Source organism: Bacillus sp. EKM420B, from assembly GCF_011065565.1.
GTDB classification, from domain to species: domain Bacteria; phylum Bacillota; class Bacilli; order Bacillales; family Bacillaceae; genus Bacillus; species Bacillus velezensis.
Genome location: NZ_JAAMNX010000008.1, coordinates 1 through 13,621, shown reverse-complemented (window position 1 = coordinate 13,621; position 13,621 = coordinate 1). Strand labels below are relative to the sequence as shown.

At 45.1% G+C, this 13,621-nt stretch carries 20 protein-coding genes and 1 pseudogene; 18 read left to right on the top strand and 3 right to left on the bottom strand.

The window, feature by feature from the left end; genetic code table 11:
* Positions 1 to 27 precede the first annotated feature (27 nt).
* The 14 genes and pseudogenes from G9F48_RS19865 to G9F48_RS18360 all read left to right on the top strand — a co-directional run bounded on the left by G9F48_RS19865 (position 28) and on the right by G9F48_RS18360 (position 8,306).
* Positions 28 to 310, top strand: a pseudogene (locus G9F48_RS19865) (KOW domain-containing RNA-binding protein).
* Positions 288 to 506, top strand: coding sequence for a translation initiation factor IF-1 (gene infA / locus G9F48_RS18420; protein ID WP_003156508.1), 219 nt, complete (start codon positions 288 to 290; stop codon positions 504 to 506). Before G9F48_RS19865 ends, infA begins: the two are co-directional and overlap by 23 nt.
* Before the next feature lie 33 nt (positions 507 to 539).
* Positions 540 to 653, top strand: a complete 114-nt coding sequence (gene rpmJ / locus G9F48_RS18415) for a 50S ribosomal protein L36 (protein WP_003156543.1) — start codon at positions 540 to 542, stop codon at positions 651 to 653.
* A 22-nt stretch (positions 654 to 675) separates the two neighbouring features.
* Complete coding sequence (gene rpsM / locus G9F48_RS18410; protein ID WP_003156545.1) at positions 676 to 1,041, top strand: 30S ribosomal protein S13; 366 nt, start codon at positions 676 to 678, stop codon at positions 1,039 to 1,041.
* A gap of 20 nt (positions 1,042 to 1,061) precedes the next feature.
* The gene (gene rpsK / locus G9F48_RS18405; RefSeq protein WP_003156547.1) at positions 1,062 to 1,457 is read left to right on the top strand and encodes a 30S ribosomal protein S11; all 396 of its coding nucleotides are present in this window, start codon (positions 1,062 to 1,064) and stop codon (positions 1,455 to 1,457) included.
* A 176-nt stretch (positions 1,458 to 1,633) separates the two neighbouring features.
* Positions 1,634 to 2,578, top strand: coding sequence for a DNA-directed RNA polymerase subunit alpha (locus tag G9F48_RS18400; protein ID WP_003156549.1), 945 nt, complete (start codon positions 1,634 to 1,636; stop codon positions 2,576 to 2,578).
* Between the two features lie 77 nt (positions 2,579 to 2,655).
* A complete protein-coding gene (rplQ, locus tag G9F48_RS18395) occupies positions 2,656 to 3,018 on the top strand; it encodes a 50S ribosomal protein L17 (RefSeq protein WP_003156550.1) in 363 nt (120 codons plus the stop codon).
* Between the two features lie 131 nt (positions 3,019 to 3,149).
* A complete protein-coding gene (locus G9F48_RS18390) occupies positions 3,150 to 3,995 on the top strand; it encodes an energy-coupling factor ABC transporter ATP-binding protein (protein ID WP_156736123.1) in 846 nt (281 codons plus the stop codon).
* Positions 3,971 to 4,840 (top strand): energy-coupling factor ABC transporter ATP-binding protein, encoded by an 870-nt coding sequence (locus G9F48_RS18385; RefSeq protein WP_165409941.1) that lies wholly within the window; start codon positions 3,971 to 3,973, stop codon positions 4,838 to 4,840. Before G9F48_RS18390 ends, G9F48_RS18385 begins: the two co-directional genes overlap by 25 nt.
* Positions 4,837 to 5,634: an energy-coupling factor transporter transmembrane component T family protein gene (locus G9F48_RS18380; protein ID WP_014304219.1), complete on the top strand. Its 798-nt coding sequence runs from the start codon at positions 4,837 to 4,839 to the stop codon at positions 5,632 to 5,634. Before G9F48_RS18385 ends, G9F48_RS18380 begins: the two co-directional genes overlap by 4 nt.
* 12 nt (positions 5,635 to 5,646) lie before the next feature.
* Complete coding sequence (gene truA, locus G9F48_RS18375) at positions 5,647 to 6,390, top strand: tRNA pseudouridine(38-40) synthase TruA (RefSeq protein WP_071392197.1); 744 nt, start codon at positions 5,647 to 5,649, stop codon at positions 6,388 to 6,390.
* 159 nt (positions 6,391 to 6,549) lie between these two features.
* Positions 6,550 to 6,987 (top strand): 50S ribosomal protein L13, encoded by a 438-nt coding sequence (gene rplM, locus G9F48_RS18370; RefSeq protein WP_003156556.1) that lies wholly within the window; start codon positions 6,550 to 6,552, stop codon positions 6,985 to 6,987.
* Between the two features lie 20 nt (positions 6,988 to 7,007).
* Entirely contained in the window at positions 7,008 to 7,400 is a 393-nt protein-coding gene (gene rpsI / locus G9F48_RS18365; protein WP_003225846.1) for a 30S ribosomal protein S9, read from the top strand.
* 138 nt (positions 7,401 to 7,538) lie between these two features.
* Positions 7,539 to 8,306 (top strand): class I SAM-dependent methyltransferase, encoded by a 768-nt coding sequence (locus G9F48_RS18360; RefSeq protein ID WP_146276005.1) that lies wholly within the window; start codon positions 7,539 to 7,541, stop codon positions 8,304 to 8,306.
* 13 nt (positions 8,307 to 8,319) lie between these two features.
* On the opposite strand, the gene G9F48_RS18355 is transcribed toward G9F48_RS18360, so the two are convergent.
* Complete coding sequence (locus tag G9F48_RS18355) at positions 8,320 to 8,793, bottom strand: DinB family protein (protein ID WP_015388778.1); 474 nt, start codon at positions 8,791 to 8,793, stop codon at positions 8,320 to 8,322.
* 130 nt (positions 8,794 to 8,923) lie between these two features.
* Between G9F48_RS18355 and G9F48_RS18350 the strand changes: the two genes are divergently transcribed.
* The 3 genes from G9F48_RS18350 (at position 8,924) to G9F48_RS18340 (ending at position 11,273) form a co-directional block, all read left to right on the top strand.
* The gene (locus G9F48_RS18350; RefSeq protein ID WP_165409940.1) at positions 8,924 to 9,367 is read left to right on the top strand and encodes a DUF2521 family protein; all 444 of its coding nucleotides are present in this window, start codon (positions 8,924 to 8,926) and stop codon (positions 9,365 to 9,367) included.
* Between the two features lie 60 nt (positions 9,368 to 9,427).
* Complete coding sequence (cwlD, locus tag G9F48_RS18345) at positions 9,428 to 10,141, top strand: N-acetylmuramoyl-L-alanine amidase CwlD (RefSeq protein ID WP_070081277.1); 714 nt, start codon at positions 9,428 to 9,430, stop codon at positions 10,139 to 10,141.
* 79 nt (positions 10,142 to 10,220) lie between these two features.
* Positions 10,221 to 11,273 (top strand): Mrp/NBP35 family ATP-binding protein, encoded by a 1,053-nt coding sequence (locus tag G9F48_RS18340; RefSeq protein ID WP_003156567.1) that lies wholly within the window; start codon positions 10,221 to 10,223, stop codon positions 11,271 to 11,273.
* Positions 11,274 to 11,305: 32 nt separating this feature from the next.
* Here G9F48_RS18340 and gerD read toward each other — a convergent pair whose 3' ends face one another.
* Complete coding sequence (gene gerD / locus G9F48_RS18335; RefSeq protein ID WP_007615280.1) at positions 11,306 to 11,863, bottom strand: spore germination lipoprotein GerD; 558 nt, start codon at positions 11,861 to 11,863, stop codon at positions 11,306 to 11,308.
* A gap of 107 nt (positions 11,864 to 11,970) precedes the next feature.
* On the opposite strand from gerD, the gene kbaA reads away from it, so the two are divergent.
* Positions 11,971 to 12,567 carry a KinB-signaling pathway activation protein gene (gene kbaA / locus G9F48_RS18330; protein WP_165409939.1) on the top strand — a complete coding sequence of 199 codons (597 nt, stop codon included), beginning with the start codon at positions 11,971 to 11,973 and terminating at the stop codon, positions 12,565 to 12,567.
* On the opposite strand, the gene pdaB is transcribed toward kbaA, so the two are convergent.
* On the bottom strand, positions 12,568 to 13,332 hold the full coding sequence (pdaB, locus tag G9F48_RS18325; protein ID WP_015388776.1) for a polysaccharide deacetylase family sporulation protein PdaB: 765 nt from the start codon (positions 13,330 to 13,332) through the stop codon (positions 12,568 to 12,570). It abuts the gene before it with no gap.
* Positions 13,333 to 13,621: the final 289 nt, after the last annotated feature.

The window sequence follows — 13,621 nt, the reverse complement described above, 5'->3', positions numbered from 1 at the left end:
CGCACCTGGGCAGATTGTAGGTTTACAATTGGTCGGAAGAAAAACCGGCTAGCTGCTGTCATAGGAATGAAGATTCATCATCGTGTACTAAAGCAGACGGAGAAAAGCGTACATTTCATTCTCCTTAGAAAAAGAATATCAATCATTCACCCTTTATGATTGCGTATCTCCGGAAGTTCAGAACAGTATAAACGAAACAGGGCGTGTGACAAACGGATAACTGAGATTTTCTCTTTTGAAATTTGTCAGAGAGCAAGTTACTGATTTGAAGAAGGGAGAACACTTGAATGGCGAAAGACGATGTAATTGAAGTGGAAGGTACGATTGTCGAAACACTGCCAAACGCGATGTTCAAAGTTGAACTCGAAAATGGCCATACGGTTTTGGCTCACGTATCTGGTAAAATCCGCATGCACTTCATTCGCATTTTACCTGGAGACAAAGTTACGGTAGAATTATCTCCATATGACTTAACTCGTGGCAGGATTACGTACCGTTACAAATAAAGCACTCCGGAAACTGAAGGAGGTTGGAAACACATGAAAGTGAGACCATCAGTTAAACCAATCTGCGAGAAATGTAAAGTTATTCGCAGAAAAGGAAAAGTAATGGTGATCTGTGAAAATCCAAAGCATAAACAAAAACAAGGATAATTAATAAGGAGGTGCCCAGAGAATGGCTCGTATTGCTGGTGTAGATATCCCACGTGACAAACGTGTTGTTATTTCTTTAACATATGTCTTCGGAATTGGCCGCACAACGGCTCAGCAAGTCTTGAAAGAGGCTGGTGTTTCTGAAGATACTCGTGTGCGTGATCTTACTGAAGAAGAACTTGGTAAAATCCGTGATGTTATTGACAAACTGAAAGTAGAAGGTGACCTTCGCCGTGAAGTTTCTCTTAACATCAAGCGTCTGATCGAAATCGGAAGCTACCGCGGAATCCGCCATCGCAGAGGTTTGCCTGTTCGCGGACAAAACTCTAAAAACAATGCGCGTACTCGTAAAGGTCCGCGTCGTACTGTAGCTAACAAGAAAAAATAAGTAAGGGAGGTACCTAAACAATGGCTGCTGCTCGTAAACAAAACACGCGTAAACGTCGCGTGAAAAAGAATATTGAGTCAGGAATCGCTCATATTCGTTCAACTTTCAACAACACGATCGTTACGATCACTGATACTCATGGTAATGCTATTTCTTGGTCAAGTGCCGGAGCTCTAGGATTCAGAGGTTCTCGTAAATCGACTCCTTTTGCTGCGCAAATGGCTGCTGAAACAGCTGCTAAAGGTTCAATCGAACACGGACTTAAAACTCTTGAAGTAACTGTTAAAGGACCAGGTTCTGGCCGTGAAGCTGCAATCCGTGCTTTACAAGCTGCCGGACTTGAAGTTACAGCTATCAGAGACGTAACTCCTGTTCCTCATAATGGATGCCGTCCACCAAAACGTCGCCGCGTGTAATTTGTTTGTATAGATTTTGTGTCCCTGTCAATAATGGGTTATGATACAGTTATTTATGAAACGAATGCACCGACTCGTTGCCTGAGCACATACGGGACTAAACAATGGGGAATTTCGGATGGAATCTCATATGATTCTATTCGAGGTTTCGACGTTTTGAAGGAGGGTTTTAAGTAATGATCGAGATTGAAAAACCAAAAATCGAAACGGTTGAAATCAGCGACGATGCCAAATTTGGTAAGTTTGTCGTAGAGCCGCTTGAGCGTGGATATGGTACAACTCTGGGTAACTCCTTACGTCGTATCCTCTTATCCTCACTCCCTGGTGCCGCTGTAACATCGATCCAGATAGATGGTGTACTGCACGAATTCTCGACAATCGAAGGCGTTGTGGAAGATGTTACAACGATAATCTTGCACATTAAAAAGCTTGCATTGAAAATCTACTCTGATGAAGAGAAGACGCTTGAAATTGATGTACAGGGCGAAGGAACTGTCACAGCAGCTGATATTACACACGACAGCGATGTTGAAATCCTTAATCCGGATCTTCATATCGCGACTCTTGGTGAGAATGCGAGTTTCCGAGTTCGCCTTACTGCACAAAGAGGACGTGGGTATACACCTGCTGATTCGAACAAAAGAGACGATCAGCCAATCGGCGTGATTCCGATCGATTCAATCTTTACGCCAGTTTCTCGTTTATCTTATCAGGTAGAAAACACTCGTGTAGGCCAGGTTGCAAACTATGACAAACTTACACTTGATGTTTGGACTGACGGAAGCACTGGACCGAAGGAAGCAATTGCTCTCGGTTCAAAGATTTTAACTGAACACCTTAATATATTCGTCGGTTTAACTGACGAAGCTCAGCATGCTGAAATCATGGTTGAAAAAGAAGAGGACCAAAAAGAAAAAGTTCTTGAAATGACGATTGAGGAACTTGATCTTTCTGTCCGTTCTTACAACTGCTTGAAGCGTGCGGGCATTAACACGGTTCAAGAACTTGCGAACAAGACGGAAGAAGATATGATGAAAGTTCGCAACCTGGGACGCAAATCACTTGAAGAAGTGAAAGCGAAACTTGAAGAACTTGGACTCGGCCTTCGCAAAGACGATTGATCTAGTTTCCATGTGAACTAGGATTTTCGTGTGTTTTTTAATTAGAAACAGCATTCCATTAAAGGAGGGGACATCACATGTCATACAGAAAACTAGGACGTACGAGTTCACAGCGTAAAGCTATGCTTCGTGATCTTACAACAGATTTGATCATCAACGAAAGAATTGAAACAACTGAAACACGTGCGAAAGAACTTCGCTCTGTTGTTGAAAAGATGATCACTCTTGGTAAGCGCGGTGACTTGCATGCTCGTCGTCAAGCTGCTGCATACATTCGCAACGAGGTTGCTAATGAAGAAAATAACCAAGATGCACTTCAAAAATTATTCTCTGACATTGCAACTCGTTACGAGGAGCGCCAAGGCGGATACACACGTATTATGAAGCTTGGTCCTCGCCGTGGTGACGGTGCACCAATGGCAATCATCGAATTGGTTTAATCACATATTTTTGTGTATCTAAAGAAGGGCGGGACAGTTTCTAACTGGATCTATGCCCTTTTTTTAGATATCAGAACTTTTTATCATGAGACAGAAAAGCAGAGCTATAGCTGAGAGGAGGTCAGGCGCCCGTGGATCAAAAACAGCTTATATCCGTAAAAGACATTCTATTCCGCTACCGCAAAGATGCAGAAAGACCGGCGCTGGACGGTGTGAGTCTGGAGGTATATGAAGGAGAATGGCTTGCTATCGTAGGTCACAACGGTTCAGGGAAGTCGACTTTGGCCAGAGCGCTGAACGGGCTGATTTTGCCTGAGGCCGGAGAAATTGAAGTCGGCGGCATCAAGCTGACTGAGGATACCGTGTGGGATGTGCGGAAAAAAATAGGGATGGTCTTTCAGAATCCCGATAACCAATTTGTCGGAACGACTGTTCGCGATGATGTGGCTTTTGGTTTAGAAAACAATGGTGTTCCGCGCGAAGAAATGATTGAGAGAGTAGATTGGGCTGTCACACAAGTCAATATGCAGGATTTTCTTGATCAAGAGCCGCACCATCTCTCCGGAGGTCAAAAACAAAGAGTGGCGATCGCGGGAATTATTGCCGCGCGTCCTGATATTATGATTTTGGATGAAGCGACATCCATGCTTGACCCGATTGGGAGAGAAGAAGTCCTTGATACTGTCAGACGCTTAAAAGATCAGGGCATGGCCACCGTCATTTCGATAACACATGACCTGGAAGAAGCCGCAAGGGCGGACAGGATCATTGTGATGAACGGCGGCAGGAAATATTCAGAGGGCACGCCTGAAGAGATTTTTAAATTAAATGAAGACTTGGTTCGCATCGGTCTTGATTTGCCTTTCTCATTCCAGCTCAGCCTGCTTTTGAAAGAAAGCGGACTGGCGTTAACGAAAAACCATCTGACTCAGGAAGGGCTGGTGAATGAGCTGTGGACATTAAAATCAAAGATGTAGAACACCGCTATCAAATGAAGACACCGTTTGAACGGCTTGCTCTGTATGATATCAATGCCGTGATAAAAGAGGGCAGCTACGTTGCCGTCATCGGGCATACAGGGTCGGGCAAATCGACGCTCCTGCAGCATTTAAACGGTTTGCTGAAACCGACTAAAGGACAGCTTGAGCTCGGGAGCACGATTCTGGCAGCCGGTAAAAAAAATAAAGACCTTAAGACTTTGCGAAAAAAAGTCGGAATCGTTTTCCAATTTCCCGAACATCAGCTGTTTGAAGAGACTGTGCTGAAGGACATCGCATTCGGACCGATGAATTTCGGTGTAAAAAAAGAAGACGCTGAACGGAAAGCAAAAGAAATGCTGGGGCTTGTGGGCCTTCCAGAAGACATTTTGGATCGTTCACCGTTTGAGCTCAGCGGCGGCCAGATGCGCAGAGTGGCGATTGCCGGCGTTCTCGCGATGGAGCCGGAAGTGCTGGTTTTGGATGAACCGACGGCCGGTCTTGATCCGAGAGGGCGCCAGGACATTATGGACATGTTCTATGCGCTTCATCAGCGGGGAAACCTGACTACCGTTCTCGTCACCCACAGCATGGAGGACGCCGCCCGCTATGCTGACGAAATGATCGTCATGCACAAAGGAACCATTAAAGCGACGGGAAGTCCGCGTGACTTGTTTGTAAAAGGTGAAGAGATAGCCGAAATGGGACTGGATCTTCCTGAGTCGGTGAAGTTTCAGAGACGGCTTGAGAAGGCTCTCGGAGTCAAGTATGAGAAACCCATGCTGACCCTGCAGGATGCCGCCAGTGAAATTAAGGCTTTCTTTCAGGAGGAAAAGGACCAATGATGGACAGCATGATTATCGGAAAGTATGTTCCCGGATCATCGCTTATTCACCGATTGGACCCGCGAACAAAACTTGTCAGCATCTTTCTTTTTGTATGTATCGTTTTTTTGGCAAACAACGTACAGACGTACGCTTTGCTCGGTTTGTTTACATTCGGGGTGATCGCCTTAACACGAGTGCCGTTCAGCTTTTTGCTGAAGGGGCTTAAGCCGATTATCTGGATTGTGGCGTTTACCTTTTTATTACACATTTTCATGACGCATGAAGGATCTGTCATTTTTCAGCTTGGCTGGTTTAAAGTGTATGAGGGCGGACTTATACAGGGGATTTTTATCTCCCTCCGTTTCGTTTACCTTATCTTTATGACGACGCTGCTGACGCTGACAACAACGCCGATTGAAATAACGGATGGAATGGAGCAGCTCCTGAATCCTTTTAAAAAGGTGAAGCTGCCTGTACACGAACTCGCATTGATGATGTCGATATCATTGCGATTTATCCCGACATTAATGGAAGAGACAGATAAAATCATGAAGGCGCAAATGGCGAGGGGTGCGGACTTTACAAGCGGCCCGGTGAAAGACAGAATCAAAGCGGTTGTTCCGCTGCTTGTCCCGCTGTTTGTCAGCGCCTTTAAACGCGCGGAAGAGCTTGCGGTCGCCATGGAGGCGAGAGGCTACCAGGGCGGTGAGGGGAGAACGAAATACAGAAAGCTCGTCTGGACCGGAAAGGATACCGGAGCTATTCTGCTCATCATCGTATTAGCCGTGTTATTGTTTTTCTTAAGAAGTTAGAGGTGCTGCTGAATGAGAGTGAAATGTACCATTGCTTATGACGGGCATTTATTTAACGGATATCAGGTTCAGCCTGGAAAGCGGACCGTTCAAAGTGAATTGGAAAAAGCGCTGGCTGTTATCCACAAAACGGACGGCAGGGTGCCTGTGTACTCATCCGGCCGCACGGACAGCGATGTTCATGCTGCCGGGCAGGTCATTCATTTTGATACGCCGCTGTCCATCCCGGCTGAGAAATGGCCGTTTGCGCTCAATGCCCTGCTGCCTGATGATATTGCCGTCAAAACAGCAGAGATTGCGGATGATGGGTTCCATGCACGATTTAGCGCGGTCCAAAAGGAATATCGCTACTTTGTATATACGGAGAAACACCCGGACGTATTTAAACGACATTACGCTTACCATTTTGCATATCAGCTTAATGTGCAGAAAATGAGGGAAGCTTCAAGGCACCTCATCGGGACACATGATTTCACAAGCTTTTGCGCGGCTGATACCGCGGTTCAGGATAAGGTCAGAACGATTTACGAGCTGGATTGGACTGAGACCGGAGACGGCCTGCAGATGAGGATCACCGGAAACGGTTTTCTCTATAATATGGTCAGAATCATTGCCGGAACGTTATTGGATACAGGAGCTGGAAAATTTTCTCCCGATGATGTAAAAGCAATGCTCAAAGCGAAGGATCGCGAAGCCGCGGGGCGCACCGCACCGGGGCACGGGCTGTATTTATGGAGCGTTTGTTATGACAACTAAACCAGGTGTAACATTTTCTTGACAGAGTCTGCATAAAGTTATAAGATATCATATGGTATGTATTTCAACCCCACGATAAGCCCCGGAACTTATTGTGTTGTGAAATAGAACGTAACAGAAGTTTATGAAAAAATGACAGATCATTTAGGAGGGAATTAAATGCGTACAACACCTATGGCTAACGCAAGTACTATTGAACGCAAGTGGTTAGTTGTTGATGCAGCAGGCAAGACTTTAGGACGTCTTTCTACAGAAGTTGCATCTATCCTTCGCGGGAAACACAAACCGACTTACACACCGCACGTTGATACTGGAGATCATGTGATCATCATCAACGCTGAAAAAATCGAGTTAACTGGTAAAAAGTTAACTGATAAAATCTACTACCGTCACACAATGCACCCAGGCGGTCTGAAATCAAGAACAGCTCTTGAAATGCGTACAAACTACCCTGAGAAAATGCTTGAGCTTGCTATCAAAGGCATGCTTCCAAAAGGTTCTCTAGGTCGTCAAATGTTCAAGAAATTGAATGTATACCGTGGTTCTGAGCATCCACATGAAGCACAAAAACCTGAAGTTTACGAACTTCGCGGTTAATTAAAAAGGAGGTTACCAATTTGGCACAGGTTCAATATTACGGTACTGGCCGTCGTAAAAGTTCTGTAGCGCGTGTGCGCTTAGTTCCAGGAGAAGGTCGTATCGTCGTTAATAATCGTGAAATCAGCGAGCACATTCCATCTCCGGCTCTAATCGAAGATATCAAACAACCATTAACTTTAACTGAAACAGCTGGTACTTATGATGTTTTAGTAAACGTACATGGAGGCGGCTTATCTGGTCAAGCTGGAGCAATCCGTCACGGTATCGCTCGTGCTTTGCTTGAAGCAGATCCAGAATACCGTGCAACACTTAAACGTGCTGGTCTTCTGACTCGTGACGCTCGTATGAAAGAACGTAAAAAATACGGTCTTAAAGGCGCTCGTCGTGCACCTCAGTTCTCAAAACGTTAATCGTTTTGGATGGCAAAAACCACAACTTCTTGGTTGTGGTTTTTTTTGTATTTTTTTCTCATATCGAAGAGGTTATCCGATGTTTTTCTAGAATTGTTTGTTATACTCTATTCATTACCAATAAGGAGCGCAGTTATAATGAATAAGTTAGTCATACATAACAGCAAGGCATGGGATAAAAAAGTCGAAACAGGCAATGAATGGACGGTTGCGGTTGATTCTCATACGATTGGTGAAGCGAAAAAAGGCAATTGGAGCATCAGAATGACCCCCGGAAAAGATGTGCCGGCGGATTGGTTTCCGCCCATAGACGGTCTGAAGGTTCTTTGTCTTGCTTCAGGAGGAGGACAGCAAGGGCCGGTCCTTGCTGCTGCAGGAGCGGACGTCACCATCTTTGACAATTCGGAAAAACAGCTTGCGCAAGACAGAATGGTTGCCGGGCGGGACGATCTTACGCTTCGGACTGTCAAAGGCAGCATGAATGATCTGAGCTGTTTTGATGATGAGACATTTGATTTTATCGTGCACCCGGTATCGAATTGCTTTGTTGATACGGTTCTTCCGGTATGGAAAGAAGCTCATCGCGTATTGAAAAAAGGCGGGTCTTTAGTCTCCGGTTTTGTAAATCCCGTCGTGTTCTTATTTGATATGGATTTAGAGCAGGAAGGCGTACTAAAAGTAAAGTATTCCATTCCGTTTTCGGATGAAAAAGATCTGAGTAAGAAAAAGGTAAAGGAACTTATTGATAATCATGAAGCGCTTGAATTCGGCCATACGCTGGAGGATCAAATTAAAGGTCAGATTGACGCAGGCTTTATGGTTGCCGGTTTTTACGAGGACAAAGGCGGCCTCGTGCTGGATGAATACATTAATACATACTCCGTAACAAGAAGCATTAAAATATAAAAACGGCATCCCGTCAGAGGTGCTGTTTTTTTGCGGCTTTTTCCTGCGGACGGCTGATCACATTAGCCGAAACCGGTTCTATTCCAATTTCTCTGGCCCAAACTGACAGTTGTCCCATATGGTGAATCTCATGCGCAAGGATGTGGCGGAGAATATCTTCTTTAGGAAAGGTTTGGTCCATCCAGTCCGGCTTAACAAGATCCGCCCCTTTGCGGGAGACCGCATGAATAACATCCTCCCGATACTGTTCAGACAGCTTTCTGAGATCCTGAATGCTCGTATAGTCAGACTCAGCGGGTAAAACATCATCTTTACCTAAAATGGCACGAGCCCAGCTGATCTCGACATCAATGATATGAAATAAAGTCCGCAAGATGCTCTCCATTCCGCCCGTCCGGGTTTTCGTCAGTTCCTCCCGGCTCAGCTTTTCACATATCATAAACCACTCGTCACGCACCGTCCAATTGTATTGAAACAGCTTTTTCATCACGTCACCTCAGCTCTTTATTCTTCCAGTTAACATGAAACTCCTTCATTTGGGAGGATTTCCACTATCAACAAAGCATGCTTTTTCCCTTTTCCTTTCAAAATAACAGTAAAAAGGAGCGTGGCTGGCAATGGCAGAAGTATTATCTTTTTCAGACGTGAAACGGCAGAAGGATTTTGAGCTTGAGAAGAGTTTACTAAAGGAGCTGTCACTGACGCAGATCATTCAGTCCGTAAAAGCATGTCTTACCCCTTTGTTTCCCTTTCTTCAAGACGAAAACGGCATTCTGAGTGAAGGATGCATAGATTTTGCCATTGAAGCGTATTTATTAGGCGGCCGGTTCGGCGTCTTTGGCTATTATGGTGAGTCTTTGCAGAGGGCAAACGCCCGTTCGGCTGAAGAAGAGGAAGAACTGACGGCCGATTTTTTTGAATATCTTTGCAATTGGACGCATGAGCAATATTCCTCCGTTGAACAAAAAGAAGTCTATGAAGCGTCCTGCCGGTTTATCAACAGCTGGTGGACGGAAGGATTTCTGCAAAGAGAAAAACAATGTAAGCTCCGCATGAGGTAATCATAATTTCCTCCCTTGTCCCATACTTATTAATAACGGGGACAAGCGGGAGGGAAAGCTATGACAAAAAAGCTGAAATGGCTCGGTTTTTTACTTGGCTTTATCATATTATTGTGTTTATTCCGGTTTCAATTCCATAATGATGATTCCTGGCGGCCGTGGAGCCTGCCGCTGAGCGGGAAAATCATCTATCTCGATCCGGGACACGGCGGGCCGGACGGAGGCGCCACGGGAGGCAGTCACCTTGAAAAGGACATTACTCTCGAAGTGGCCTCCAGGGTCAGAGACTATTTGCAGGAGCAGGGAGCTTTGGTTATTATGACGCGGGAGACGGATACTGATTTAGCTCCTGAAGGGACGAGAGGCTACAGCCGACGCAAAGCGGAAGATCTGAGAAAGCGCGTGGAGATCATCAACCGTTCAGAGGCGGAGCTTTATATCAGCATTCATCTGAACGCCATACCGTCACCGAGATGGAGCGGCGCCCAAAGCTTCTACTATGGAAAATACGAAGAGAATGAAAAAGTGGCAAAATATATACAGGACGAATTGAGAATCAATTTGGAGAATACAACGAGAAAGGCAAAACGGATACACGGCATTTACTTAATGCAGAATGTAACCAAACCGGGCGCGCTGGTGGAAATCGGATTTCTGTCCAATCCCGCGGAAGCGAAAAGGCTCGGCCAGCCTAAATATCAGGACAAAATCGCTTCTTCCGTGTATAAGGGCGTATTGAGATATTTCACAGAGAAAGGAGACCCTCCCGAGTAAGGAGGGTTTTTCGCCGATTCTACGTTTAATATATGGTATAATACCATTTGTAAACGAATACACAAAGGGTGAGGGTTCGATGATAAGAGAAGATGAAGTAAGAAATATAGTCGGAAACATGCGCGAACCTTTTCTTCATAGACCGCTGGGAGAATTGGATGCCATTAAAGAAGTAAAGGTCAAGCCGGAAAAACGGCATGTCAGTGTAAAAATTGCATTGGCAAAAACGGGGACGGCTGAACAGATGGGCATTCAGCAGGAAATCGTATCCGTTTTGAAAGAAGCGGGTGCGGAAACTGTCGGACTGCGGTTTGAAGAGCTGCCGGAAGAAACATTGGCGAAATTCAGCCGGCCTGCTGCTGAAAGCGAAACCCTGCTGAATAGGAAACATCCGCCGGTCTTTCTTGCGGTGGCAAGCGGAAAAGGCGGTGTCGGCAAATCAACGGTTTCCGTCAATCTGGCCATTTCTCTTGCGCGGCTCGGAAAAAAAGTCGGCTTGATCGACGCGGATATATACGGATTCAGCGTGCCGGACATGATGGGTATTACCGTTCGCCCGACAGTAGAAGGAGAAAAACTGCTTCCTGTCGAAAGATTTGGAGTAAAGGTTATGTCGATGGGCTTTTTCGTCGAAGAAAACGCTCCGGTTGTGTGGAGAGGGCCGATGCTGGGCAAGATGCTGAATAACTTCTTCCATGAGGTTGACTGGGGAGAGGTTGACTATATCGTTCTCGACCTGCCGCCCGGCACGGGTGATGTGGCGCTCGATGTACACACGATGCTTCCGAGCTGCAAAGAGATTATCGTATCAACGCCGCACCCTACAGCCGCATTTGTAGCGGCGAGAGCGGGTTCTATGGCGATTAAGACCGATCATGAAGTTGTAGGGGTCATTGAAAATATGGCTTATTATGAAAGTGCAAAAACCGGCGAGAGAGAATATGTGTTCGGTCAAGGCGGGGGAGATAAGCTTGCAGAGGAATTGCAGGTGCCGCTGCTTGGCAGAATTCCTTTAAAACAGCCTGATTGGGACAAGGACCAGTTTGCGCCTTCTGTCTATGACAGAAGTCATCCGATCGGGGAAATTTATATGGGAATCGCCCAGAAAGTCATTGAAAAAACAGCTGAATAAAAAAGGGGCCGGGATCAACACGGCCCGGCCTTTTATTGGCTTTCTTTTTCAGAGCTTGAAGCCGCTTTTTTCAATTCATCCTCGAATTGCTTTTTGAAAAGCGGGCTGGAAAGTGTCTCTGTAATTACATCTTCTAAGTAACTGCGGAACTTTTGGCTTTTCACCAGCTCATAGTATTTTTTATCCATGCCGGGGTCCTGCATGATCTGCATAAAACTTTTCTGATAATCAGGGTCTTTCATCAGTTTTTTTATGATTTTTTCGTGCTCGGGCTGAAGCGTTTTTGCAAAGCTCTCGGCGAACTTTGAGTCTTCAAAGATGGTTTTCCAGAACTCCGCCCCTTTTTTAGAGGTGAGGGTTTTCTCTATTGTGCCTTTAATGGCATTTTGATCAATCACCAATGCCTCATTCATCGCATCATCATTTAATATTTCCTTAATTGCTTTTTTTCCATCATCTGTCTTTAATATATCAACAACCATTTTTTTAGTCTGGTCATAATCCATATCCGCTGCTTGGTCTTTTGGAGCACAAGCTGTTACAGATAATACAACAAAACAGCTTATCAATAGCGTTTTGGCTTTTGACATGCATAAGCTCCTTCCTTACTTGTACTTATTTTTAATATGATTCATCGGAATGGATTTATACATAACAAAATATCGCTGAACGCGATTGTCAGGGGGATGAATAAGAGATGAAAAGCCGCGGGCTTGTTCGATTTTTCTTTTCGATTTTAGCTGTGGGCGCTCTTATTACAAGCGTCGTGGGATTTGCACTGAAGTGGGGGGAGTACAAGGGGTTCTTTCTGAATTTTGAGGCCGGTCAGATTTTCTCCGTTCTGATCTGGTTTATCGGGGTAGGCATGATTTTCAGTGTGATCAGCCAGATGGGATTCTTCGTTTTTCTGACAGTGCACCGGTTTGCCCTTGAAATTCTCAGATCAAACTCGCTTTGGAATCTGCTTCAGCTGTTTATCATTCTGTTTGTCGCTTTTGATTTAATGTACTTCAGATTTTTGTTTTTTGGTGAGCGGGATGACTCGATTACGGGGTTTGTCTGGCTGCCGCTGGCTCTGCTTGCCGTCGGCCTGTTGACGGCGTATATAAAACAAAAGCAGTCCTCAAAAAAAACGTTCGTTTCATCATTATTTTTAATGGTCGTAATTACAGCGCTTGAATGGGTTCCTGCGCTAAGAGTTAATAATGAGGACTGGCTTTATTTGATGCTGATTCCGCTGATGGGCTGCAATGCGTTTCAGCTGTTAATGCTGCCGAAGTTTGCCCAGAGGTAGTTATTTCACTTCTGATGACTTGACGTCAGTATTTGCGATCAGGTCGCCGACTGTCACGTTTTTCAGTCCTTTTTGCTTTAAATTGTGAATGATGGCGGGGAGCGCTTCTTCGGTCTGTGTTGCTGAATCAGAGGCGTGCAGCAGGACAATGTCGCCGCCTTTTATATGACTGTTTACATTTTCAATGATTTTATCAGGACCGGGATTTGTCCAATCCTGCGAGTTAACGCTGTAATGAACCACTGAATAGCGGTACTGCTGTGCAATGGCAAGAACCTTTTTATTAAATTGTCCGGTCGGCGGGCGGAGTAAATGAACATTCTTCACACCCAGCTTTTTAAATGCGGTCTGGGCCCGGAGGATATCTTTTTTTATTTCGTTGTCCTCTAGGTTGGTATAATTCTTATACGCATATCCCATGCTGCCGATTTGATGTCCGTCTTTTACCATACGTTCAACTGTGTCCGGGTGCCGTTCCGCCCAAGAAGCTGACAGAAAAAAAGTGGCGTTTTTAATACCGTTTGCTTTTAGCGCGTTCAGAATCGGAACCGCTTTTTCGTCGCCCCAGCTGATATCGAATGTTAATGCGACTTCGCCCGCTTTCGTTTCCCCTTTTGAAATAGCCTTCGGGCCGCTATCAGTTAAAAATACAGGAAGGGGGACGGCTCTCTGTATATAAAAAAAGCTGGCTGCTGCAAATGCGGCAATGATAATAATAAGCAGCTGTTTTATCCTTCTGATGTGCCACACGTAGAAGTGGTTCACTGATGACGCCTCCTTATCTTGTCCATGCTTGATTACATCGTATGCCGCGGCGGAGATGAATATAACGAAATACGTTTCAAAAAAAACGAAAAAAATACTTGCTAAATTCAGCGGATGCATGGTATATTATTAAACGTCGCTGATGGACAGCAGACAACAACAAAAAGCTTCGGAAACAACTTAAAAAAAGTTGTTGACATAAAAGAAGCTGGGTGGTAAGATAATAAAGCTGCTTCAACAAGCGGTAATGATCTTTGAAAACTAAACAAGACAAAACGTACCTGTTAAT

Coding starts and splice junctions, on each gene's coding strand:
- infA (WP_003156508.1), top strand. CDS start 288: ATGGCGAAAGACGATGTAATTGAAGTGGAAGGTACGATTGTCGAAACA.
- gerD (WP_007615280.1), bottom strand. CDS start 11,863: ATGTCAAAAGCCAAAACGCTATTGATAAGCTGTTTTGTTGTATTATCT.
- rpsM (WP_003156545.1), top strand. CDS start 676: ATGGCTCGTATTGCTGGTGTAGATATCCCACGTGACAAACGTGTTGTT.
- kbaA (WP_165409939.1), top strand. CDS start 11,971: ATGAAAAGCCGCGGGCTTGTTCGATTTTTCTTTTCGATTTTAGCTGTG.
- rplQ (WP_003156550.1), top strand. CDS start 2,656: ATGTCATACAGAAAACTAGGACGTACGAGTTCACAGCGTAAAGCTATG.
- G9F48_RS18400 (WP_003156549.1), top strand. CDS start 1,634: ATGATCGAGATTGAAAAACCAAAAATCGAAACGGTTGAAATCAGCGAC.
- G9F48_RS18355 (WP_015388778.1), bottom strand. CDS start 8,793: ATGAAAAAGCTGTTTCAATACAATTGGACGGTGCGTGACGAGTGGTTT.
- cwlD (WP_070081277.1), top strand. CDS start 9,428: ATGACAAAAAAGCTGAAATGGCTCGGTTTTTTACTTGGCTTTATCATA.
- rpmJ (WP_003156543.1), top strand. CDS start 540: ATGAAAGTGAGACCATCAGTTAAACCAATCTGCGAGAAATGTAAAGTT.
- G9F48_RS18350 (WP_165409940.1), top strand. CDS start 8,924: ATGGCAGAAGTATTATCTTTTTCAGACGTGAAACGGCAGAAGGATTTT.
- rpsK (WP_003156547.1), top strand. CDS start 1,062: ATGGCTGCTGCTCGTAAACAAAACACGCGTAAACGTCGCGTGAAAAAG.
- rplM (WP_003156556.1), top strand. CDS start 6,550: ATGCGTACAACACCTATGGCTAACGCAAGTACTATTGAACGCAAGTGG.
- G9F48_RS18360 (WP_146276005.1), top strand. CDS start 7,539: ATGAATAAGTTAGTCATACATAACAGCAAGGCATGGGATAAAAAAGTC.
- G9F48_RS18340 (WP_003156567.1), top strand. CDS start 10,221: ATGATAAGAGAAGATGAAGTAAGAAATATAGTCGGAAACATGCGCGAA.
- G9F48_RS18380 (WP_014304219.1), top strand. CDS start 4,837: ATGATGGACAGCATGATTATCGGAAAGTATGTTCCCGGATCATCGCTT.
- truA (WP_071392197.1), top strand. CDS start 5,647: ATGAGAGTGAAATGTACCATTGCTTATGACGGGCATTTATTTAACGGA.